At 69.4% G+C, this 21300-nt stretch carries 21 protein-coding genes; 10 read left to right on the top strand and 11 right to left on the bottom strand.

Features of this window, described 5'->3' with window-relative positions; all coding sequences use genetic code 11:
* The first annotated feature begins 27 nt into the window (after window positions 1-27).
* Window positions 28-1020 carry a porphobilinogen synthase gene (hemB, locus tag ASD78_RS00705; RefSeq protein ID WP_055907587.1) on the top strand — a complete coding sequence of 331 codons (993 nt, stop codon included), beginning with the start codon at window positions 28-30 and terminating at the stop codon, window positions 1018-1020.
* Window positions 1021-1191: 171 nt separating this feature from the next.
* Here hemB and ASD78_RS00700 read toward each other — a convergent pair whose 3' ends face one another.
* Window positions 1192-2097 (bottom strand): PD40 domain-containing protein, encoded by a 906-nt coding sequence (locus ASD78_RS00700; RefSeq protein WP_056097736.1) that lies wholly within the window; start codon window positions 2095-2097, stop codon window positions 1192-1194.
* 50 nt (window positions 2098-2147) lie between these two features.
* Here ASD78_RS00700 and aroE point away from each other — a divergent pair, with 50 nt between their 5' ends.
* From aroE to ASD78_RS20380, 4 genes are all read left to right on the top strand, one after another.
* Window positions 2148-2993 (top strand): shikimate dehydrogenase, encoded by an 846-nt coding sequence (aroE, locus tag ASD78_RS00695; protein WP_056097735.1) that lies wholly within the window; start codon window positions 2148-2150, stop codon window positions 2991-2993.
* A 69-nt stretch (window positions 2994-3062) separates the two neighbouring features.
* A complete protein-coding gene (locus tag ASD78_RS00690) occupies window positions 3063-3410 on the top strand; it encodes a hypothetical protein (protein ID WP_156087512.1) in 348 nt (115 codons plus the stop codon).
* Between the two features lie 39 nt (window positions 3411-3449).
* Entirely contained in the window at window positions 3450-3797 is a 348-nt protein-coding gene (locus ASD78_RS21310) for a DUF952 domain-containing protein (RefSeq protein ID WP_162250105.1), read from the top strand.
* Window positions 3798-3807: 10 nt separating this feature from the next.
* Complete coding sequence (locus ASD78_RS20380) at window positions 3808-4095, top strand: YkgJ family cysteine cluster protein (RefSeq protein ID WP_235566412.1); 288 nt, start codon at window positions 3808-3810, stop codon at window positions 4093-4095.
* A 144-nt stretch (window positions 4096-4239) separates the two neighbouring features.
* Here ASD78_RS20380 and ASD78_RS20375 read toward each other — a convergent pair whose 3' ends face one another.
* The 8 genes from ASD78_RS20375 to ASD78_RS00645 form a co-directional block, all read right to left on the bottom strand.
* Window positions 4240-4419 carry a hypothetical protein gene (locus ASD78_RS20375; RefSeq protein ID WP_156087510.1) on the bottom strand — a complete coding sequence of 60 codons (180 nt, stop codon included), beginning with the start codon at window positions 4417-4419 and terminating at the stop codon, window positions 4240-4242.
* Between the two features lie 81 nt (window positions 4420-4500).
* Window positions 4501-5850 (bottom strand): DUF58 domain-containing protein, encoded by a 1350-nt coding sequence (locus ASD78_RS00675; protein ID WP_056097732.1) that lies wholly within the window; start codon window positions 5848-5850, stop codon window positions 4501-4503.
* Window positions 5847-6839 (bottom strand): MoxR family ATPase, encoded by a 993-nt coding sequence (locus ASD78_RS00670; RefSeq protein WP_055907564.1) that lies wholly within the window; start codon window positions 6837-6839, stop codon window positions 5847-5849. The genes ASD78_RS00675 and ASD78_RS00670 overlap by 4 nt, the downstream gene beginning before the upstream one ends.
* Window positions 6836-7984 (bottom strand): DUF4350 domain-containing protein, encoded by a 1149-nt coding sequence (locus tag ASD78_RS00665; protein ID WP_056097731.1) that lies wholly within the window; start codon window positions 7982-7984, stop codon window positions 6836-6838. Before ASD78_RS00665 ends, ASD78_RS00670 begins: the two co-directional genes overlap by 4 nt.
* Window positions 7981-9684 (bottom strand): hypothetical protein, encoded by a 1704-nt coding sequence (locus ASD78_RS00660; protein ID WP_056097730.1) that lies wholly within the window; start codon window positions 9682-9684, stop codon window positions 7981-7983. The genes ASD78_RS00665 and ASD78_RS00660 overlap by 4 nt, the downstream gene beginning before the upstream one ends.
* Window positions 9681-10718: a stage II sporulation protein M gene (locus tag ASD78_RS00655; RefSeq protein ID WP_056097729.1), complete on the bottom strand. Its 1038-nt coding sequence runs from the start codon at window positions 10716-10718 to the stop codon at window positions 9681-9683. The genes ASD78_RS00660 and ASD78_RS00655 overlap by 4 nt, the downstream gene beginning before the upstream one ends.
* Entirely contained in the window at window positions 10715-11395 is a 681-nt protein-coding gene (locus ASD78_RS00650) for an RDD family protein (protein ID WP_055907551.1), read from the bottom strand. The genes ASD78_RS00655 and ASD78_RS00650 overlap by 4 nt, the downstream gene beginning before the upstream one ends.
* Before the next feature lie 130 nt (window positions 11396-11525).
* A complete protein-coding gene (locus ASD78_RS00645; RefSeq protein WP_055907548.1) occupies window positions 11526-12071 on the bottom strand; it encodes a gamma carbonic anhydrase family protein in 546 nt (181 codons plus the stop codon).
* A gap of 313 nt (window positions 12072-12384) precedes the next feature.
* On the opposite strand from ASD78_RS00645, the gene ASD78_RS00640 reads away from it, so the two are divergent.
* From ASD78_RS00640 to ASD78_RS00620, 5 genes are all read left to right on the top strand, one after another.
* On the top strand, window positions 12385-13806 hold the full coding sequence (locus ASD78_RS00640) for a coniferyl aldehyde dehydrogenase (RefSeq protein WP_055907544.1): 1422 nt from the start codon (window positions 12385-12387) through the stop codon (window positions 13804-13806).
* A gap of 257 nt (window positions 13807-14063) precedes the next feature.
* Window positions 14064-14474 carry a hypothetical protein gene (locus ASD78_RS00635; protein ID WP_056097728.1) on the top strand — a complete coding sequence of 137 codons (411 nt, stop codon included), beginning with the start codon at window positions 14064-14066 and terminating at the stop codon, window positions 14472-14474.
* Window positions 14475-14602: 128 nt separating this feature from the next.
* A complete protein-coding gene (locus ASD78_RS00630; RefSeq protein ID WP_156087509.1) occupies window positions 14603-15577 on the top strand; it encodes a L,D-transpeptidase family protein in 975 nt (324 codons plus the stop codon).
* Window positions 15578-15603: 26 nt separating this feature from the next.
* Window positions 15604-16284: a murein L,D-transpeptidase catalytic domain family protein gene (locus tag ASD78_RS00625; protein ID WP_056097726.1), complete on the top strand. Its 681-nt coding sequence runs from the start codon at window positions 15604-15606 to the stop codon at window positions 16282-16284.
* A 79-nt stretch (window positions 16285-16363) separates the two neighbouring features.
* Window positions 16364-16936, top strand: a complete 573-nt coding sequence (locus ASD78_RS00620; RefSeq protein ID WP_056097725.1) for a GNAT family N-acetyltransferase — start codon at window positions 16364-16366, stop codon at window positions 16934-16936.
* Between the two features lie 43 nt (window positions 16937-16979).
* Here ASD78_RS00620 and ASD78_RS00615 read toward each other — a convergent pair whose 3' ends face one another.
* Together ASD78_RS00615 and ASD78_RS00610 are read right to left on the bottom strand one after the other, a co-directional pair.
* Window positions 16980-20225: an efflux RND transporter permease subunit gene (locus ASD78_RS00615; RefSeq protein WP_056097724.1), complete on the bottom strand. Its 3246-nt coding sequence runs from the start codon at window positions 20223-20225 to the stop codon at window positions 16980-16982.
* The gene (locus ASD78_RS00610) at window positions 20218-21288 is read right to left on the bottom strand and encodes an efflux RND transporter periplasmic adaptor subunit (RefSeq protein WP_056097723.1); all 1071 of its coding nucleotides are present in this window, start codon (window positions 21286-21288) and stop codon (window positions 20218-20220) included. Before ASD78_RS00610 ends, ASD78_RS00615 begins: the two co-directional genes overlap by 8 nt.
* Window positions 21289-21300 lie beyond the last annotated feature (12 nt).

The following is a 21300-nucleotide window of genomic DNA, read 5'->3' as shown; positions in this document are numbered from 1 at the left end:
GCGCGACGAGGCGTAAACTAGCGCGCCATGAGCTACCCCTACACACGCCCGCGGCGGATGCGCCGCGACGAGTTCTCGCGGCGCCTGATGCGCGAGACGGTCCTGACCGCGAACGACCTGATCTATCCGGTCTTCGTCCACGAACTGCAGGGCCGCGCCGCGGTCGCCTCGATGCCGGGCATCGAGCGGCTGTCGATCGACGAACTGCTGCGCGTGGCCGAACAGGCCAGCGAACTGCGCGTGCCCGCGCTGGCGCTGTTTCCGGTGACCGCGCCGGAGGCCAAATCGCTGACCGCCGAAGCCGCCTGGCACGAGGACGGCCTGTGCCAGCGCGCGGTGCGCGCGCTCAAGCAGCGCTTCCCGGAACTGGGCGTGATCACCGACGTCGCCCTCGACCCCTACACTACCCACGGCCAGGACGGCCTGATCGACGACAGCGGCTACGTCCTGAACGACGAGACCGTCGAAGCCCTGGTCAAGCAGGCGCTGTCGCACGCCGTCGCCGGCGCCGACGTGGTCGCGCCCAGCGACATGATGGACGGCCGCATCGGCCGGATCCGCGAGGCGCTGGAACTCGACGGCCACATCCACACCCGCATCCTGGCCTATAGCGCCAAGTACGCGTCGAGCTTCTACGGCCCGTTCCGCGACGCGGTCGGCAGCGCCGGCGCGCTCGGCAAGGGCAACAAGTACACCTATCAGATGGACCCGGCCAACAGCGACGAAGCGATGCGCGAGATCGCGCTCGATCTCGACGAGGGCGCCGACATGATCATGGTCAAGCCGGGCATGCCCTACCTGGACATCGTGCGCCGCGCCAAGGACGAGTTCGGCGCGCCGACCTTCGTCTATCAGGTCAGCGGCGAGTACGCGATGCTGCGCGCGGCGATCGACAACGGCTGGCTGGACGAAAAGGGCTGCGTGCTGGAAGCGCTGACCTCGATCAAGCGCGCCGGCGCCGACGGTATCCTGACCTACTTCGCGCTGGATGCGGCGCGCTGGTTGCGCGAGGCGAAGTAAGCGACGCGGCGGGCGCTGCGGTTCGCTGCGCTCACCGCATCCTACGCTGATGGTCGCGAGGCTCGATGAGCCCCGCGACCGCTTGAACCGGTATTCCCGGAACGTATAGAACCGCGCGTTCGATCGCAATGTAGGATGCGGTGAGCGCGGCGAACCGCATCGCCACGCAGCTCATGGCGCGACGCAACCGACCTGCCCCGTCGCCGTCGGCGCCTTCATCCGATAGATATCCATCTTGCCGGCCTTGGGCGACTTGGCGCTGCCGGTGATCAGCAACTCGCCGGGTTTGTTCCAGTCCAGCGCCGGACCCAGGGTGTAACCGTCCTCGCCGTTGAACGACAAGGCCAGCGGCGTGGCCTCCGCATACTTCGCGCCTTCGCACTGGGCGACATACAGCCGGATCGGTTGCTGCTCCACGTCTTTGGAACGCGCGAACACGATCGCGCGGCCGTCGCCGAGCCAGGCCGCGTCGAACTCATCGGCGGCCGTGTTCACGCCGGCCACCGGCTTGGGATCGACAAAGGCCTTGCCGTTCCAACGGGCCACGAACAGGTCGTGGCGGCCGGCGCCGCCGAAGCTGTCGCTGGCGAACAGCAGATGCCTGCCGTCGCGGCTGGGCGTGGGCGCCCACTCGTCGCCGCGGCCGTTCACGCCCGCACCCAGGTTCTCGGCCGGGCCATAGCCGCCGTCGGCGAGGACCGGCGCGCGATACAGATCGTCGCCGCCGCGTCCGCCGGAGCGGTTGGAGAAGAAGTACAGCCAGCGGCCGTCGGCGCTGAACGACGGGTCGAAGTCGTTGGCGCCGGTATTCAGCGGCAAGGGCGACGGGTCCTGCCAGCGGCCCTGCTTCAGCGTGGCCTGCCACAGGTCCCAGCCGCCGGCGCCGCCGGGACGGTCGGTGCTGCCCCAGACGACGCGCCGCCCGTCGGGACTCTCGCTGGCGCGCACTTCGCTGTACGGCGTGGAAACCACGCCCATGCCCTCGATGCCGAACTCTGACAGAAAGCCCAGTGCGGGCATGGCCAGCAGCAGGCCGGAGAGTAGACTGAGGCCGGACAAGGCCGTGGCGCGCCGCATAGTGCGTCTCCCTTGAATATTCCCCATCAGCATCCCCAACGAGGCTGTCCATGTCCATTCCACGTTTTGCGGTGATCGGCCACCCGGTGGCGCACTCGCTGTCGCCGCGGATCCATGCCGCATTCGGACGCCAGCTCGGGATCGCCCTGGAGTACGTCGCCATCGACGCCGCGCCGGAACAGTTCGACGCGCTGCTGGCCGAGTTCGCCGCCGAGGGCGGCCTGGGCGCCAACATCACCCTGCCGCACAAGACCCGCGCGGCCAGCATCTGCACCCATCTGAGCGAACGCGCGCGCCGTGCCGGCGCCGCCAACACGCTGATCCGCAGCGCCACCGGCTGGGAAGGCGACAACACCGACGGCGCCGGCCTGGTCCGCGATCTCACCGACCGCCACGGCCTGGACCTGCGCGAGCGCCGCACTCTGCTGATCGGCGCCGGCGGCGCCGCGCGCGGCGTGGCCCCGGCCCTGCTCGATGCCGGTATCGGCGACCTCTACATCGTCAACCGCACGCCCGAGCGCGCCGATGCCCTGGCCGACGCGCTGGGCCAGCCCGGCCGCGTGCATCCGCGCTACATGAAGGACATGGTCGCGCTGGGAACCTTCGACCTGATCGTCAACGCGACCTCGGCCGCGCGCGACGCACAGCTGCCGTCGCTGCCGATATCGCTGGCCAACCCGCGCGCCGCCGCGGTGGACCTGAGCTACGGCGAAGTCGCGATCCCGTTCCTGGCCTGGGCCAAGGCCGCCGGCGCGCACGACCGCATCGACGGATTGGGTATGCTGGTCGAACAGGCCGCCGAGAGCTTCGAACGCTGGCACCGGGTACGCCCGGAGACCGACCCGGTCTACGCCGCCCTGCGCGAACGCGACGACGCCCTGGTCACCGCCGACTGATCCGCCGCCCACGGCGTGCGGCCGCCAAGCGCGGCCGTGCCGACGTGCCGGCACATAACGGAAACGACGATGGACCCCAAAGCTCTATCCGCCATGCTGCTCGGCCCGGTGTTGTACGCCACGCCGCACCTGCTGGTGTGCACGGTCGGCCTGGTGCTGTGCCTGATGCGCCGGCCCGCGCTGGGCGCGGCCGGCGTTTACGCCAGCGTGGGCTTCGGCTTGTTCATCTTCGGCTCGTTGCTGGGCCTTTGCGGCCAGGTCTGGCTGCTGTGGATGCAACAGAAGGGCGAACCATCGGCGTCCTCGCTCGCGATGGGCATGGGCGCTTTCAGTGCGCTGGTCATCCTGCTCCACGCGATCGCGATGGGGCTGCTGATCGCCGCGATCCTGGTGCGGCGGCCGGCGCGGGCGGCATGAGCGCCGTCGAGCGCGCCGCGTCCTGTTGAGGCGATGCCCGTGTCCACGCAAGCCGCGCCTGCGGATGCCACGCCCGCAGGCACCGTCTATCACTTCGCCGATCCCGCCGACTGGGCGCGGGCGCAATCGACGGACGTCTACGCGCCCGATGCGCTGCGTCGCGACGGTTTCCTGCATTGCGCGACCCAGGCGCAGCTGGCCGCCGTGATCGAACGCCACCAGCGCGGCCGCGGCGAGCTGGTGCTGCTGCACCTGGATGCGGCGGCGCTGGGCGAGGCGCTGCGTTACGACCTCAGCCCCCGCAGCGGCGAGGCCTATCCGCACGTTTACGGCCCGATTCCGCTGCGCGCCGTGCGCACCGCCGAACCGTTCCAGGCGCCGGCTTGAGTCCGCACGCGTGAACTGCCGCGAACGCTGCGGGGCCTGCTGCACCGCACCCTCCATCGCCAGCCCGATCCCGGGCATGCCCAACGGCAAGCCCGCCGGCGTGCGCTGCATCCAACTCGACGAACACGAGCGCTGCAAGCTGTTCGGCAAACCCGAGCGGCCCGCGTTCTGCGCGTCGCTGCGGCCGGCCATGGACATGTGCGGCGGCAATCGCGCCGAGGCTATGGCCTTGCTGTCGGCTTTGGAGATCGCAACGCGGCCCGATTCGCCCGCACCGCTTTCTGTGGGAGCGGCGTAAGCCGCGATTGAACCCCCAAGCGGGTCCGATGGTCCGCCTGCTCGCCGGGCCATCGATCGCGGCTTACGCCGCTCCCACAGACACCGCTCCCACCGGCGCAGCTCCCGCAGAAAGCGCCGCGTATCCGCGCTGCGCACGGCGGCGTTACGGCAAGCCGCCGCGCTTCACCGCCACATATTTTTCCATCCGCGACGCCGCCAGCTGATCGCAGGACACGCCCAGTACCATCACACCGTGGTTGCGCAGGGCATCGCGGCCTGCTTCGCATTCTGTGGGAGCGGCGTAAGCCGCGATTGAACCCCAGTCGGATGTGATGGTCCGCATGTTCGCCAGGCCATCGATCGCGGCTTACGCCGCTCCCACAGAAAGCGGTGCGTTGCGCATATCCGGCTGCGCACGGCGGCGTTACAGCAAGCCGTCGCGCTTCACCGCCAGGTATTTCTCCACCAGCGACGCCGCCAGTTGGTCGCAGGACACGTCCAGCACCATCACACCGTGGTTGCGCAGGGCATCGTGGGCGGCGCTGCGCTGTTCCAGGTACTGCGCGGCGGCGCCGGCGCGGACCGCGTCGCGCAGCTCGTGGACCTCGCTCGCGAGAGCGGCGTCGATCGAGTCTTCGCGCAGCGAGGCGACGCAGACCAGATGGCGCTTGCGCAGCATCTGCACCGCAGCCAGCACGTCGTCCATGTCTTCGTCGCGCAGGTTGGTGACCAGCATCACCAGCGAACGCCTGCGCTGGCGCAGCGACAGTTCGGTGGCGGCGGCGAGGAAGTCGGTGGCGACCGGTTGCGGCTGCAGGGCGTAGCTGGCGCGCAGCAGGCTGTCGATGGTGCCGACGCCGCGCTTGGGCGGCACCCAGGCCGAGGCGCCGCCGCTGGCGAGCAAGCCGACCGCGTCGCCCTGGCGCAACGCCAGGTAGGCCACCACCAGCGCCGCATCCAGCACGCGGTCGAAATGCGAGAGTTCGCCGTCGCGCGCGAGTAGGCGGCGACCGGTGTCCAGCATCAGCACCAGCTGTTGATTGCGTTCGTCCTGATACTCGCGCGAGATCAGGCGGCGCGCGCGCGCGGTCGCCTTCCAATCGATCTGGCGCAGGCTGTCGCCGACGCGGTACTCGCGCATCTGGTGGAAGTCGGTGCCTTCGCCGCGACGGCGCTTGAGGTGCGCGCCGACCAGGCGCGAGGCCTGTTCGGCGCTGAACATCGCGAACTTGGCCAGCGGCGCGAAATTCGGGAACACGCGCACCGGCTGGACCGCGCCGGCCAGGCGCGACTGCCACCACAGCCGCCACGGCGAATGCAGCCGCAGCTGCACGCCGTCGAAAGCGAAATCGCCGCGCACGTTGGCGCGCAGGCGGTAGTCGATGCTGCTGCTCTCGCCGCGACGCAGGGTCAGGCGGCGCGGCAGGCCGGCCATGCTCCAGCCGCCCGGGTGCAGGTCGAACACGTCCAGCGCTTGCCGGCGCGCCGCCGCTTCCAGGGTCAGGGTGACCTCGCGCTCCAGACCGATCGGCCAGGTGTCGGGCATGCGCCGCTGCACCTGCGGAGTCGCGCGCAAGCCGACCCGCCAGGCGTCGAACAAGGCGATCAGCGCCAGTGCAGCGCCGGCGACCCACCATGCGCGCAGCGACGCCCAGCCGATGGCGACCGCCAGCCCGAACGCGCCCCACAGCACCAGCAACGCGAGCAGCGCCGGCGCCGGGCGCGGCAAATTGCGCGCGCGGGCGGCTTTGGCCGGGGCGACGACCGCACTCATTGACGCGGCGCTTCGACCTTGGCCAGCAGCGCATGCAGCACATCGTCGGGCGACTGGCCTTCGATCTGCATTTCCGGAGCCAGGGCGATGCGATGGCGCAGCGCCGGCTTGGCGATCTCGCGCACGTCGTCGGGGGTGACGAAGTCGCGGCCCGACAGCACCGCCTGGGCGCGCGCGGCGCGCACCAGCGCCAGGCTGCCGCGCGGACCGGCGCCGAGCGCGATGCCGGCCCATTCGCGGGTCGCCGCGGCGATGCGCACGGCGTAGTCGATCACGGCGTCGTCGACGGTGATCAGCGCGGTGCCGTGCTGCATGGCCACGATCTCCTCCGGGCCGAGCACACGCTGCACCTGCGACAGGTCGAAGTCCGAGGCGCTGCGGCCCTGACTGACCGCGGTGACCATGCGCTTCTCGTCGGCGCGACTGGGGTAGCCGATCAGCACCTTGAGCAGGAACCGGTCCAGCTGCGCTTCCGGCAGCGGGTAGGTGCCTTCCTGCTCGACCGGGTTCTGGGTGGCCAGGGTCAGGAACGGCGGCGCCAGTTCGAAGCTGTGGCCTTCGATGGTGACCTGCAGTTCCTGCATCGCCTCCAGCAGCGCCGACTGGGTCTTGGCCGGAGCGCGGTTGATCTCGTCGGCCAGCAGCAGGTTGGTGAACACCGGGCCGCGGCGGATGTTGAAGCTCTCGGTCTTGGGGTCGTAGACCGCATGGCCGCTGATGTCGCTGGGCATCAGATCGGGGGTGAACTGGACGCGCGCGTAGCCGCAGTCCAGGGCCTTGGACAGGGCCCGCACCAGCAGAGTCTTGCCCAGCCCGGGCACGCCCTCGATCAAGGCATGGCCGCCGGCGAGCAGGGCGATCAGGATCTGATCCAGCGCCTCGGCCTGGCCGATGAAGGCCTTGCCGACCTCGTCGCGCACGGCGGCGGCGCGCTGCGCCAGTTCGGGGCCGGTGATCGGAGCGGGCAGGTGCGCGTTCGCGGTGGTCATAGCGAGTTTCTCAGTCGGATCAATGTGGCGATGCGGGATCGGAACGCGGCGTGATCGCGCGCGACCGGCGTGGCCAGCGCTTCGCGGATGTCCGCGGGCGCGAGCTTGAAACGTTCGGCCAGCAAGGCCGCCTGCGGCTCGCCGTCGAGCGCGGCGGCCTGCGGGTCGCGGCGGCGCAGGCGGATCAGGAAGGCGTTGCGCACGGCCGCGTGCAGCAGATGGCCGTAGCCGTAGCGATAGGTGTGTTCGCCGCTGGCGACGATGTGCTCGAGCAGCGAGCGGCGTTCGCCGGCCGGCGCCGGCAGCAGCGGACCGAAGCGCTCGGCGCGCCGCCACAGCCACAGCAGCAGCGCCAGCAGCAGCGGACCCCAGGCCATCCAACTGCGGGTCAGCAGGGTCATCCACAGCGACGGCATGTCGGCGGCATAGATCAGGTGCACGGTGCCGGCGCGGTAGTTCGGCGCCAGCAGCTGGCGCAGCAGGGCGATGTGCGGCACGTCCTTGATCGACTCGCTGCGCGCTTCGCCGGCGGCATTGACCGCGAAGTCGAGATCGGCGATCACGTCGACGCTGCCCTTGCCCTGTGGCAGGCGCGCGAACACGTAGCCGGTGTCCTCCCCGCCCCAGGCGCGCAGCGGGGTCGCGGCGCGTTCCATCAGCAGGAAGCGCCGACCCTGGCAGAACTCGACGTGCGAATCCCGGCGCTCGACGTACATCGCCACGCAGTCGGTGTCGCGCTGCGGGAAGAACTTCACTCCCAGATCGGTCAACAGCGGAATCCGCATCGCCGCGCTGAGTTCGCCCGGCGGCGGCGTGCGCACGATCAGGTGACCGCCGCCGTGGACCCAGGCGATCAGGGTCTGCGCGTCCTGCGGCGACAACTGGCGCGGATCGCGCAGCAGCAGCACGGTATCGCGCGCGCCCAGCGGATGGCGGTCGGGCTGCAGGCGCTGGCGCGAGAGCGCCTTCACCCCGTCCTTCTGCAGCGCCAGCTTGAGCACGTACAGCGGGTTGCTGGCGGCCTCGCCGCTGCGCGGCAGGTCGATCCATTCCTCGACCCGCTCGTGGGTGCGCCACCACCAGAAGCCCAGCCCCGCCAGCAGCAGGACCACCAGCGCGGTCGCCAGTGCGGTGCGCAGGTTCATGCGGCCCACCCGAAGCGTTGCGTGAGCGAGCGCAGCAGGGCGTCGAACTCGTCGGCGCCGGGCAGGCGCTGGGCGTAGGCGGCGTACTGCCAGGTGCGCACGGCGCTGGCGAAGACTTCGCGGTCTTCGCTCAGCGGCATCCTGCGCGAGGCGCGCAGGCATTCGGCCTCGGTCGCGCCGGGTACCAGCACGACCTGGGCGCGCGCGACCATGGCCTCGACGCTGGCGCGGTACAGCAACGCCAGCGCATCGCGCTGACGGCCGGACTGCCACAGGCGGCGCACGGCGGTGGGGATGTCGTCGGGCAGCGGCTCGGATTCGGCCACGGCGTTCTGACGGACCTGTTCGGGTTCGCGCTCCTCCGCGCGCACGCTGTCGCGCAGCCAACGCAGCCAGCGCGGCGAGGTCAGCACGATCAACAGCGCCAGCGCGCCGATCAGCACCCACAGGCCGTACTTGCCGATCGCGGCGATGATCGCGCCCAGGCCCGCCAGCGCGGCGGTCTCGCCCGATGCGTCCTTGGGCTTGGCCGGATTACGCGGCTTCCAGGTCGTGACCTTGCGCTTGGGGGCGACGGTCGGATCCTGGTAGGCCTGCTCGACGGCCTTGCGCAGGCCGGCGTCGTCGGCGCGGGCCTCGCCGAAGACTTCGTCCAGGGTCGGCGGCGCCTTCGCTTCGCGCGCGGCGACGGCTTTCTGCAAGGCCGCCTCGTCGTCGCCCTCGGCTTCGACGTCGGCCGGGCCGACCGGTTCGCGCAGCGGCGCGCCGATGCGCGGCGGTGCGTCCTCGTCCTCGACGAATGCCTCTTCCGATTCCCCGTCTGCCGGCGCGCTCGCCGCGGTCGCCGGTTCCGACATCGGTGCCGGCGGCGCGGCTTCCTGCGCCGATGCTTCCGGCAGCAGGCCCATGCCCAGACACAAGGCCAGCAGCAGCGGTGCGCTCGCCGCGCTCAGGCGCGCGCGCAGGCGCCGGAACACGATCTCGATATCCCAGGCCTCGATCTCGGTGCGGCGGTTGAGATACAGGCCGAAGCCGGCGCCGACGTAGAACGGCTCGATCACGCAGACCGACACCCAGGCCAACACGTTGGTGGCCAGCTGCACCCAGCTCGCCTCCGCCAGCAGCGCCTGCCAGGCGCCCTGAGCGGTGTCGGCCAGGTATTCGGACGGAATGAAGATCGCCGCGCCGGCCGCGATGCCCAGGTTCAGCGCGAACTCGAAATTCACGCAGACCAGGGTCAGCAGCGCGGCCACGCCGTACACCGGCGCGCCCAACGCGCTGCGGCGCTGGCGCGCTTCGGCGCCGCGCCCGCCTTCGAGCAGGTCCACCGGCAGGTACAGCGAACGCGCCGGGCTGAGCCGGCGCCAGGTCAGATAGGGCAGCCACCAGCGTGCGCCCCAGCGCAGCTGCGCGCGCAGGGTCTGGCGCGTGCTGGGCACGTCGCCGAACACCGCGCGCGACAGCACATACAGCGGCACCCGGTCGAACAGCGGCTTGAGCCACCACATCAACACTGCGGCCAGCCACAGCTTGTCCAGCGCCCAGGCCGCGGCGTTGACCGCGACGAACAGCGGCAGAGTCAGCAGCAGATACGGCGCCCAGATCGCGGCGGCATGGCGGCGCACCAGGGCGGTGCCCAGCTCGACCGCTTCCCAGGCCGTGCGCGGACGCAGCGCGACAGTGAGCGATTCGATCCTCATGGCTCGATCCGGTCTTCGAGCGCGACGTTCTGATTGCGCCCGCCGAACCACAGCCAGGCGCCGACCAGCAGCCACAAGACCGCGCCGACGCCGTACTTGACCGCGGCCGGGATGGTCGCGATGGACGACCAGAACGCTTCGACGAACGCGGCGAACACCAGCATCGCCAGCACACCGACGCAGATCATCGCACCGCGTTTGCCGCCCTCGATCAAGGCGTCCATGCGCCGACGCCGCCCCGGCGCGACCAGGTTCAAACCCAGACGCAGCCCGGCGCCGCCGGAAATCCAGATCGCGGTGAGCTCCGGCGCCGAGTGTCCGGCGACGAAACGCCAGAACGGATCGCCGTGGCCGACCGCCTGCAGATGGCCGGCGACGCCGCCGATGATCAGGCCGTTGCTGATCAGCACCACGATCGAGCCCAGGCCGAACAGCAGTCCGCTGGCGAAGGTGCGGAAGCCGATGCTGACGTTGTTGAGGATGTAGTAGCCGAACATCGCCATGTCGGTCTCGGCGCCGCGGCCGAGGGTCTGCAGCGGGCTGTTCGGGTCGTACATGTGCTCGAACTCGGCCAGCTGTTGCGGCGCGAACAGCGCGCTGGCCAGTTCGGGCTGGATCTGGATCGCGACGAAGATCGTGATCAATGGCAGCCAGAACAGCGCCGCGGCGGCGGCCATGCAGCCGCGTTCGGCGCGCACCAGGCGCGGGAAGCCGGCGAACAGGAACTCCAGCGCACGCCGCCAGCGCGGACGCGGCGCGCGGTACAGCAGGCCGTGGCCGCGTTGCATCAGCTCCTGCAGGCGGTCGGTGACCGCCGCGCTGTAACCGCGCCGGCGCGCCAGGGCGAGTTGCTGGCACAGGCGGCGATAACGCGCCGGGATCTCGTAGTCGGGCACGCCCTGCCAGCTGCGGCGCTCGGCGCGCGCACGCTTGGCGCTGCCGCCACGCGCGTCCAGCCAGGTTTCCAGCTCGTTCCATTCGGCCTGGTGGCGCTCGACGAAGCGCTCTTGCTTGACTGCGGCGCCCTGGATCATCGACGCCCCAGCAGCCAGTTGGCGATGCCGTACACCCGCGCGACCGCGGTTTCACCGCGCGCACCGGTCAAGGGCTGGACCAGGTCGGCCAGCTCGATCTGGCGCGCCGCGGCCAGGCGCGGCGCGCGTTCGGCGAAGGCGACCATCGCGGCCTGCTCGTAGGGCAGCAGCGGCACCGCCGGCGCGGTCGCGGTATCGATCGGCGCGGCCGCGGATTCGTGGCGACGCGCCTCGTGCACGACCAGGGTGCCGGCGACCATGTCGCCCAGGCGCCGGCCGTAGGGGTCGGAGTAGCTCGCGATCAGGCCGAAGGCGTAGCCGAACGGCAGCATGTCGACCACCCGCAACAGGTTGCGCACGAACGACTGCATCCAGCCCACCGGCGCGCCGTTGCCGGCGACCACGCGCAGGCCCAGCGCGCGCTTGCCGGGCGTGCGGCCGTCCCACATCGCTTCGAACGCGACCGCGTAGAACCACAGCAGCAGGAACATCAGCACCAGGAAGAAGCCCATGCCGCCCTGGCCCAGCAGGCCGAGCACCAGCGAGCCGACGAACATCAGCGTCAGGCGGATGCAGAAATCGATCAGCCAGGCCAGCGCGCGCGGCACCGGACCGGCCGCGGGCAGGCGCAGGGCGACGCCTTCGGGCGTCACCACTTCGCGGTAGGTATCCAGCATCACGGCGGCGCGGCGCCCGCGGGCGGCATCGGCCGCATCCGGTATCGCGCGGCCTGTGTTCGGTGCAACTCGTCCATGCGTTTTCCGGTTTTCCCCCTGCCGCGACTGTAAACGCGGCCCACCGCCCTGCCTAGCCTGCGCTCAGCATGCCCAGGTAACGGTCCTTCAAGCGTACGTAGTGCTGCGCGCTGTATTGCAGCTGTTCGATCTCGCGCTCGCTCAGCTTGCGCACGAAGCGCGCCGGGTTGCCGAGCCACAGCTCGGCCTCGCCGACCGTCTTGCCGGGCGCTATCACCGCGCCTGCGCCGACGAAGCCGTAACGCTGCACCGTGGCGCCGTCGAGGATCTTGGCGCCCATGCCGATCAGGCTGAATTCTTCCAGCCGGCAGGCGTGCACGATCGCGCCGTGGCCGATGGTGACGTCGTTGCCGATCACCGTCGGCAGGCCGCCCGGGCGCGTGAACGGACCCTCGTGGGTGACGTGGACGATGGTGCCGTCCTGGATGTTGGTGCGCGCGCCGATGTGGATGCTGTTGACGTCGCCGCGGACCACGCAGCCGGGCCAGATCGACACGTCGTCGCCGAGGACGACGCGGCCGATGACGGTGGCGGCGGGGTCGACATAGACCCGTTCGCCGAGTTCGGGGTGATGCTCTAGGTAAGGACGCAGGCTCATGCACCGATTGTAAGCCGCGAGGCATGGCCTCACGCGCACGGCTGGGCGCAGGCACGGCGGCATTCGGCGCTTGGCGTTCGATGCGGTGCTTGCCCGACGCCATGATCGGCACAACGGCCGATCTGGAGTGAGGCGCCGCCAGCCGGCCGTCGCAGCGGAGGTTCGCAGCCCGCGCCGAGGGCACCGCCCGCCTCACCGACGCCCTCGCCCGGCCGGTCCGCCCTCAGGACGGCCGCATCGCCCCCCATGGCTGGCCTCTGCCGCCCCGTCGCGGTCGCTCCCTAGCGAGCCCGGCGCGACTACACTGCGGCGTATGGATATCACCGCCGACACCACCCCCAGCGAACTCGACGCCACCCGCGAACGCCTGCGCGCGGCCTGGCGCGCGCGCAAGCCCGACTACGCCCAGCGCCGCGCCGACCTGCTGCGCCTGCGCGACGCATTCCGGGCCCGGGTGCCGGCGATGGACGCGGCGATCCAGGCCGACTTCGGCCACCGCTCCAGCCACGAGAACCTGCTGTCCGAGGCCATGATCACCCTGGCCGAGATCGACCACGCACTGGGCCACCTGCGCCGCTGGATGCGGCCGCGCCGCGCCGCGGTGGGCTGGCGCTTCTGGCCCGCGCGCGCCGAGATCCGGCCCGAGCCGGTCGGCGTGGTCGGCATCCTGTCGCCGTGGAACTACCCGGTGAATCTGGCCCTGGTGCCGCTGGTGTCGGCGATCGCGGCCGGCAACCACGTCTACCTCAAGCCCTCCGAGCACACCCCGCGCACCAGCGCCTTCCTGCGCGAACTGCTGGCCGAGGCGTTCCCGGCCGACCGGGTCGCCGTGGCGATGGGCGGGGCGGACGTCGGCGCCGCGTTCTCGGCGCTGCCGTTCGACCACCTGCTGTTCACCGGCTCGACCGCGGTCGGACGCAAGGTCATGGCCGCGGCCGCGCCCAACCTGACCCCGGTCACCCTGGAGCTGGGCGGCAAGGCGCCGGCCGTGGTCTGCGACGATTTCCCGATCGGACTGGCGGCCGCGCGCATCGCCAGCGGCAAGTGGTTCAACGCCGGACAGACCTGCATCGGCGTGGACTACGTGCTGGTCGACGCCGCCCGTCGCGACGCCCTGGTCGCGGCGCTGCAGGCCGAACTGCGCGCGCGCTACGGCCAGCTCGACGCGCCGCAGGATTACACCCGCATCATCAACGACAGCCAGTACGCGCGCCTGCGCGGCTACCTCGACGACGCGCGCTCGCGCGGCCTGCAGGTGATCGAACCGTTCACGCTCGATCCCGACACCGCCGCGCGCGAACGGATCTTCCCGCCGACCCTGGTGATCGAGCCCGGCGCCGACGCCCAGGTGATGCAGCACGAGATCTTCGGCCCGATCCTGCCGGTGCTGTCCTACCGCAATCTGGACGAGGCGATCGCGCGCATCAACGCCCTCGACCGGCCGCTGGCGCTGTATCCGTTCGGCTACGACCGCGCCCAGGTCGAGCGCATCCTGAGCCAGACCCTGGCCGGCGGCGTCACCGTCAACGACACCCTGCTGCACTTCGGCGCCCACGACCTGCCCTTCGGCGGCGTCGGCCCCAGCGGCATCGGCGCGATCCACGGCCGCAACGGCTTCGACACCTTCAGCAAACTGCTGCCGGTGTTCCGCCAGCGCCGCATGGCCGCCAGCGACTGGCTGAAGCCGCCGTACCGGGGAAAGATCGACAAGCTGATCCGCTTCCTGAGCAAGTGAGGCCGCGCCGGCGCGCAAGCCCGGCACAGGCCAAACCACGGCGGCCGTGGTTACGCTCGCGCCCATGAAAATCGTCGGATGAAGTAAGAAACGACGTCTCAAGCAATCCATTTCCATCTCGGGAGTGCGCGCCGAACACGCGAAGTCCCGCAAGCTGGTGGAGCAGGGCATTCATCCTGTCCAGGGACGCAAGCAGCGCCGTGAGGTGCTGGCGATCGAATACCTGAACCGCGATAAGGGTGAGTTCGGCGCCATCCATGCGCAGTGGGGCGACGCGACTTCGGTCGACCTCAAGGGAGGAACGGCCAGGCAGCGCCGGCGCGAGATCAAGAACGATCTTTTGCCGACCCTCAAGACCCAGGGCGGTCGCGAGCATCACGCGCCTCGAACTGACGGCCATCCGGAAGGATGTCGAGAAGCGCGCGCAGGAAATTGCCCGGAACCTCCGCAACTATCTTTGCGGCATCTTCGAGTACGCCATCGATTCGGGTTTGCTCGAAATCGATCCCGTGCCGCCCTTGCGCACCCTGAAGAAGCGCAAGCAGAAGAACCATGCCGCGTTGTCGTCCCCGCAGATCGGCGAGTTCCTGGGTGCGGTTGCGTTTGGCGTCAACGAGCTCGGCACGTGCATCACCATGCGGCTTCCGTACATGACGGCTACACCTTGAGCGGCGCACGCATTGGGCGCCCGGTCCCTCGCTGAAGGCTTGATCTGGATCAACGCGGCGATGCCACCGCGACATCGGACTTGACGCAAGTCAAGTCGGGCCCGGAGGCGCGCCGCGAGACTGCGGACATGACTCACCAGTCCATCGCCGCGATCGGATCGTTCTGGCTGGCCTTGTTGGCCATTCCCACCTGTCTCTTCTTCTCGAATCCATCGCCGGCGTTGGCGTCGGAACCCGACCAAACGCCGCTGTACGAATGGCAGCCGCAACTGGCTCCTGAAGGCCCGGTCACCATCGTTGTCCGCATCCCGCAACAGACCGCCTACGTCTACCGCAATGGTGTGCGCATCGGCCGCTCGCACGTCAGCACAGGACGGCCGGGCTACCAGACTCCGGCCGGTGTATTCGCCATTTTGGAAAAGCAGCGCGAGCACTACTCCAATCTCTACGATGATGCGCCCATGCCTTACATGCAGCGGCTGACCTGGAACGGGTTCGCCCTGCACGCAGGCTCCTTGCCCGGCTATCCGGCGTCGCACGGCTGCATTCGGCTGCCTTATTCCTTCGCGGAAAAACTCTTCGCCATTACATCCAAAGGCACGACCGTCATCGTCAGCGATACAACTGCGCCTGCGGCCGCGGCCATCGGAGACCCTTTCCGAATGGCGCCCGTCGTTGGCGACCGGGCAGCGGAGTGGCACCCCGAAAGATCGGCCGTCGGCCCGGTAGCGGTCATCCTGAGTTTGAGCGACCGGGAGCTCGTCGTCTTACGCAATAGCCTGGAAATCGGCCGCGCGCCGGTGGCCGTCTTCGCGAACGCATGGCGCGGGACGCATGCCTATGTCCGCCTGCCGGGCGATTCGATCTTGCCCAGCTCGATCGTTCCTGATCGCCCGGCGCTAAAATGGCTGGAGATCCCGCTGACGCCGGATGCCGCCTCCGCCAACCTGAATGTGCTGGCCGAAAGTCTCCAGGTGGATACCGGATTCGCCGCGCAGGCCTACGACGTACTAGCGCCGGGCAGCACGCTGATCGTCACCGATGAGCCCATTTCGGCGGGGCCGGACACAACATTAATCCTCGCCGGGACTCCGATGCCCTGAACCAGCATGATCCGCTATGCTGAGGCATGGTCAGACCCCTCGCAATCGCCCTACTGGCGGCACTAGCGGCTGCATCCGCGCCGGCAGTGGCCGAGGAGGGGCTCCTCCGGCGACTGCAGGCGGCAGCCCCGGAAATCGATCCGCATGTCCTCTCCCTGGCGCTGGAAGCGCGCGACTGCGCGATGAGCCATGGCGTTGCGACGGCCGGCGAGCGATTGGCCGTCATTGATTATTCGCGTCCCTCCACCGAGCGGCGGCTCTGGGTCTTCGACGTGCCGCAGGCCCATCTGCTCTACCGGGAATACGTTGCCCACGGCCAGGGCAGTGGTGAAAACCTGGCCAACCGATTCTCGAACGCCAGCGGTAGCCACCAGTCGAGCCTGGGGTTGTTCCGCACCGCGGATACCTACCAGGGCGGCAACGGCTATTCGCTGCGCATGGATGGCCTGGAAGCCGGCATCAACGACCAGGCGCTTGCGCGCGCGATCGTCATGCACGGCGCTCGCTACGTCGATCCGGCGCTGGCCGAAAAACAGGGCCGTCTGGGTCGCAGCTACGGTTGCCCCGCGTTGCGCACGGCAGTGGCCCGGGAAGTCATCGACACCCTCAAACAGGGCCAGCTGCTGTTCGCCTACTATCCCGACGGGGACTGGCTGCGGCATTCCCGTTTCCTCGGCTGCGTCACCGCGAGGGTCGCCGGCGGCTGACACCTGCGTTGATCTAGGTCAAGTCCGGCGCGGCGTTTCCCACCGATGCTGGCTGCGTCCGAAGCACCGGAGCAGCACCATGACTGATACCTATTCGCCCTCAGCCTACGTCGGACCCGACTACCCGCGCTGGAGCCAGACCCTGTCCGACGGCACCTGGGTGCTGATCCGACCGATCGGCCGCCAGGACGCGAAAGCCGAGCGCGAGTTCATCCAGGGCTTGTCGGCGCAATCCAAGCGCATGCGTTTCCTGGGCCAGATATCCGACCCGAGCGACGATTTCATCGAACGCCTGACCGACATCGACTACGTCAATGACGTCGCCCTGGCCGCCCTAGCCCAGGTCGGGGGCAAGGAAAAGGTCGTGGGCGTCAGCCGTTATGCGGCCGACGCAACCCGCGAGCGTTGCGAATCGGCGATCGTGGTGGCGGACGATTGGCAAGGCAAGGGCCTAGGCACCGCGCTCATGCACAAGCTGATCAAGATCGCCCAGGAACGCGGCTTGCGCCTGATGGAGTCTACCGACTTCGCCGAGAACACCGAGATGCGCGAGCTGGCCGCCGACCTGGGCTTCCATTGCCGCCCAGATCCGAACGACGCTCGCCAGGTCATCTATTCGCTGCCGCTGAACGATTACAAGACAGGCGCCTAGTGCCGCCCTCAGTCGCGACCGAATATCCGGCGACGGCGATCTACTAGCGGCGCGGCGGCATGCGATGGGCTCCGACGAGGGTTCCGTAATACAGCAGCGGAATCACGATCAGGGTGAGAACGGTGCTGGCCAGGATGCCGAAGATCAGCGACACCGCCAGCCCGTTGAAGATCGGATCGTCGAGAATGAAGGAGGCCCCGAGCATCGCCGCCACGCCGGTCAGCGCGATCGGCTTGGCGCGCACAGCGCAAGCCTCGATTACGGCTTCCGCGGGCAGGCGGCCCTCCGCGATGGCCTGATTGACGAAGTCCACCAGCAGGATGGAATTGCGCACGATGATGCCAGCGAGCGCGATCATGCCGATCATCGACGTCGCGGTGAACTGCGCGCCAAGCAGCGCATGCCCTGGCATCACGCCGATCACCGTCAGCGGTATCGGCGCCATGATCACAAGCGGCACCCGATAGCTGCGAAACTGCGCGACCACCAGCAAATAGATCAACACCATGCCCGCGGCGTAGGCGATGCCCATATCGCGGAAGGTCTCGTAGGTGATCTGCCATTCGCCGTCCCACTTCACCGCAAAACGGCTGGTGTCCTCGGGTTGGGCGATGAAGCTCTGCCGCAGCCACTGTCCACCGACATTCTCACGGCGCAACTGTCCGACCAGGTCGAACATGCCGTACAACGGGCTGTCCAACTCGCCGGCTTCGTCGCCGGTCACGTACACCACCGGCAACAGATCCTTGTGGTAGATCGCGCCGTCCCAGCGTGCGCTCTTCACCGCGACCAGTTCCGATAGCGGGATCAGCTGCCCCGGCCCGCCCCGCACCTTCATCGCGAGCAGGCGGTCGAGCGTGGCCTGGTCGGCCGTCGGCAAGCGCATGCGGACCGGACGCGCGTATTTGGATCGGCCATCGTACAGCCAAGTCGCATCCAGTCCGCCCACTGCAGCAGCGACCGCGTCCGCAATCGACGACTGCGGCACGCCCAATCGCGCTGCGCGGACGCGATCGATCGCGAGCGTCTCGCGTGGGGCATCGCTCTCCACGCTGGTGTCGACATCGACGATGCCTTCGGTGGCCAAGAAGCGTTTTCCCAGTGCCTTGGCCAGAACGCGCGCGCGGCCATAGTCGGGTCCGTACAGCTCGGCCACTATCGGCGCCAGCACGGGGGGGCCCGGCGGCACTTCGACCACTTTCACCGAAGCGCCGTGACGCTGCCCGATCTCGGTAAGCACGCGTCGCAGCGTGAGGGCGATCCCGTGACTTTGGCGGTCGCGCTGGTGCTTGTCCACCAGGTTTACCTGCAGGTCGCCGACGTTGCTTCCGCTGCGCAAATAGTACTGCCGCACCAGGCCGTTGAAGTTCACCGGCGCGGATGTGCCGGCGTAGCCCTGGTAATCGAGCACTTCGGGCACCGCATCGACGGCCGCCGCAAGCTCGGCGAGCAGGGCGTCGGTGTCCTCCAGCGTGCGGCCCTCCGGCAAATCGACGACCACCTGCAACTCGGATTTGTTGTCGAACGGCAGCATCTTCAGCACGACCCATTGCAGCGCCGCCAGCGACACCGCGGCGAGCACCAGTCCGGCCATCGAGGCGTACAGCCAGCGCCGGCGACGCGTGCCGCGAGCGGGATCGAGGAACGGGCGCATGATCCGGTCGAAGAGGCGATGCAAGCGTGCGGATCCGTGCGCGTCGGGATCCGAATCGCTGCCGGAGCGCTCTGCTGGGGGCTTTGCCGCATGCCGCCCGAGCAGCTTCAGCGACAGCCACGGCGTCACAATCAACGCGATCGCCAGCGACAGCAGCATGCCCGCCGAAGCGTTGATCGGAATCGGCCGCATGTAGGGCCCCATCAGGCCCGAGACGAACGCCATCGGCATCAGCGCGGCGATCACCGTGAAGGTGGCGAGGATCGTCGGGCCGCCGACCTCATCCACAGCCGGCGGTATCGCCTCGCGCAGCGTCGTCCCGCCGCGCGTCATGTGCCGATGGATATTTTCCACCACCACGATGGCATCGTCGACCAGGATGCCGATCGAGAAGATCAGCGCGAACAGCGACACGCGATTGAGCGTGAAGCCCATCGCCCACGACGCGAACAAGGTCACCGCCAGCGTCAGCACGACCGCGCTGCCGACGACGACGGCTTCGCGCCAGCCGAGCGCGAACAGCACCAGCAGCACTACCGAACCGGTCGCGAACACCAGCTTCTGAATCAGCTTCTGCGCCTTGTCGGTGGCGGTGCGGCCGTAATCGCGGGTCACAGCGACCTGCACGCCCTCGGGAATCAGTTCGCCCCGCAGCTGCCGCACGCGGCGAGCGACGGCCTGGGTGATGTCGGCGGCGTTGCTGCCGGGCTTTTTCGCTATCGCGATGGTCACCGCCGGCGCGATGCCCTGCGCCGGCCCCTGCCGACCGGGAGGCGCGCCATGCCAAACGTAGCGCGTCGCCACGTCGCCGCCGGCGCGCACCTCGGCCACGTCGGACAGGCGCAGCGGACGGCCATCGCGCAGACCGATCACCAGGTCGGCGACGTCTCGCTCGTCGGCAAGGAATTCACCGATCGTCAGCGGCGTCGCACCGGCCGCACCCACGCGCTCGCCGGCGTGCCGCACGACATTGGCGGCCTGCAGGGACCGACTGAGGTCGGAAACCGTCAATCCGTAGGCGGACAGCTTTGCCGGATCCAGCCGCACCACTACCACCCGATCCGGGCCGCCGATGGTGTATACATCGCGCGTTCCCGGTATGCGCTTGAGTTCGGTCTCCAGCGAGTGGGCGACTTCGGCCAATTCGGCGGCGCCGCGCTGCGGATCGTCGGTCCACAGGGTGAGGCTCATCACCGGGACATCGTCGATGCCCTTGGGCTTGATCAACGGCGTGCCGACGCCGAGTCCGGCCGGCAACCAGTCCATGTTCGAGTACACCTGGTTGTACAGGCGCACGATCGCCGGCTGGCGTTCGACGCCGACCACGTATTCGACCGTCAGCACCGCCTGGCCGGGACGGCTGATCGAGTAGACGTGCTTGATGCCCTCGATCTCGGCCAGCTTCTGTTCCAGCGGCGTGGCGATCATCTGCTCGACGTCGCGCGCGCTCGCGCCGGGCAACGGCACGAACACATTGGCCATGGTCACGTCGATCTGCGGCTCTTCTTCGCGAGGCGTGACCAGCACCGCGACCAGGCCGAGCATCAGGCCGAGCAAGGCGAGCACCGGCGTCAACGGATTGGCCTGAAACGCGGCCGCGAGCCAGCCCGAAAGGCCGAGACGAGGCTCAGTCACGGACGATCGCCTCGCGCTGCTCGGCGAGCGCCTGCATCGCAGCGACCGGATCGAGGGCGATGCGTTCGCCCGGCTTCAAGCCGGCCAGTATTTCGACTCCGTCGCCGATCCGCTGGCCGATGCGTACCTGGCGCAGGACCACGCGCCCTTCCACGACGACGTAGACGCCGCTGACCTCGCCGCGCTGGACGACGGCGGAAGCCGGAATCCGCGGCGCTTGCGTGCCGGCGGCGATCGGGAACACCACCTTCGCGGTAGTGCCCGGCTGCGGTGCGTTCTTCATGTCCGGCAACATCACGCGCACGCCCACGCTGTGCGTGGCGGCGTCCGCGGCGGGAAACACGGTCAGCCCGGCGGCATCGATGCGCCGCCCGTCGGACAGCACGATCCAGGCGTGGGCAGCGGCGCGGATCGCTTCCGCCTCGGACTGCGGGATCTGCACCTCGATGCGCAGCGCGCCGGGCGCGTACATCGACATCAGCGGCTGGCCCGGCGCTATCGCCTCGCCCGGCTCGACTCGTCGCGCGGCGACGATGCCCGCGAATGGCGCCCGCACCACAGTGTATGCCGTCTGCTGGCCGGCCCGGACGAGATCGGCCCGTGCGGCATCACGGGCGGCGACCGCGCTGTCGCGCGCCGCGCGCGCCAGGTCGACTTGCGCGCGCGAGACGTATTGCTGCGCGGCCAACGATACGAAGCGGCGATGAGTGTTTTCCGTCTCGATCGCGGCGGCCTCGGCGGCGCGCAGTTGCGCGCGCGCGGCGTTCGCACCGGCCTGCTGCTCGAAGGCGGTGATGCGCAGGAGCACATCGTCGCGCGCGACGCGATCGTCGACATCGACGTAGACCGCGACGACGCGGCCCGCGGTCTGCGCGGACAGATCGGCATGCCGCACCGCTTCCACCACGCCGTCCCAGATGCGCCCATCGATGCCGCTACCGGCGCCTACGATCTGCGTACGCAGCGTCGGCGCCCGGGTACGCGTGCCTGCGGCGGGCTCGGCGCCGCAGGCGGACACCACCAGCGCGGCGGACAGAAGGAGGGCGAGGATGCGCGGCGTCATCGTCCATCCACC

This window comes from Lysobacter sp. Root667, from assembly GCF_001427715.1.
In the GTDB taxonomy this organism is placed as follows: domain Bacteria; phylum Pseudomonadota; class Gammaproteobacteria; order Xanthomonadales; family Xanthomonadaceae; genus Lysobacter.
This window is presented reverse-complemented; position numbering and strand designations above follow the sequence as displayed.

Bases quoted from the DNA above. Each gene is read 5' to 3' on its own strand.
- ASD78_RS20375 (WP_156087510.1), bottom strand. From the start codon at position 4,419: ATGCGGACCATCACATCCGACTGGGGTTCAATCGCGGCTTACGCCGCT.
- ASD78_RS00610 (WP_056097723.1), bottom strand. From the start codon at position 21,288: ATGACGCCGCGCATCCTCGCCCTCCTTCTGTCCGCCGCGCTGGTGGTG.
- ASD78_RS00645 (WP_055907548.1), bottom strand. From the start codon at position 12,071: ATGAGCCTGCGTCCTTACCTAGAGCATCACCCCGAACTCGGCGAACGG.
- ASD78_RS00625 (WP_056097726.1), top strand. From the start codon at position 15,604: ATGGTCAGACCCCTCGCAATCGCCCTACTGGCGGCACTAGCGGCTGCA.
- ASD78_RS00655 (WP_056097729.1), bottom strand. From the start codon at position 10,718: ATGATCCAGGGCGCCGCAGTCAAGCAAGAGCGCTTCGTCGAGCGCCAC.
- ASD78_RS00630 (WP_156087509.1), top strand. From the start codon at position 14,603: ATGACTCACCAGTCCATCGCCGCGATCGGATCGTTCTGGCTGGCCTTG.
- ASD78_RS00620 (WP_056097725.1), top strand. From the start codon at position 16,364: ATGACTGATACCTATTCGCCCTCAGCCTACGTCGGACCCGACTACCCG.
- ASD78_RS00675 (WP_056097732.1), bottom strand. From the start codon at position 5,850: ATGAGTGCGGTCGTCGCCCCGGCCAAAGCCGCCCGCGCGCGCAATTTG.
- ASD78_RS00690 (WP_156087512.1), top strand. From the start codon at position 3,063: ATGGACCCCAAAGCTCTATCCGCCATGCTGCTCGGCCCGGTGTTGTAC.
- ASD78_RS00635 (WP_056097728.1), top strand. From the start codon at position 14,064: ATGCGCAGTGGGGCGACGCGACTTCGGTCGACCTCAAGGGAGGAACGG.
- hemB (WP_055907587.1), top strand. From the start codon at position 28: ATGAGCTACCCCTACACACGCCCGCGGCGGATGCGCCGCGACGAGTTC.
- ASD78_RS00660 (WP_056097730.1), bottom strand. From the start codon at position 9,684: ATGAGGATCGAATCGCTCACTGTCGCGCTGCGTCCGCGCACGGCCTGG.
- ASD78_RS00670 (WP_055907564.1), bottom strand. From the start codon at position 6,839: ATGACCACCGCGAACGCGCACCTGCCCGCTCCGATCACCGGCCCCGAA.
- ASD78_RS00665 (WP_056097731.1), bottom strand. From the start codon at position 7,984: ATGAACCTGCGCACCGCACTGGCGACCGCGCTGGTGGTCCTGCTGCTG.
- ASD78_RS00640 (WP_055907544.1), top strand. From the start codon at position 12,385: ATGGATATCACCGCCGACACCACCCCCAGCGAACTCGACGCCACCCGC.
- aroE (WP_056097735.1), top strand. From the start codon at position 2,148: ATGTCCATTCCACGTTTTGCGGTGATCGGCCACCCGGTGGCGCACTCG.
- ASD78_RS00700 (WP_056097736.1), bottom strand. From the start codon at position 2,097: ATGCGGCGCGCCACGGCCTTGTCCGGCCTCAGTCTACTCTCCGGCCTG.
- ASD78_RS00650 (WP_055907551.1), bottom strand. From the start codon at position 11,395: ATGCTGGATACCTACCGCGAAGTGGTGACGCCCGAAGGCGTCGCCCTG.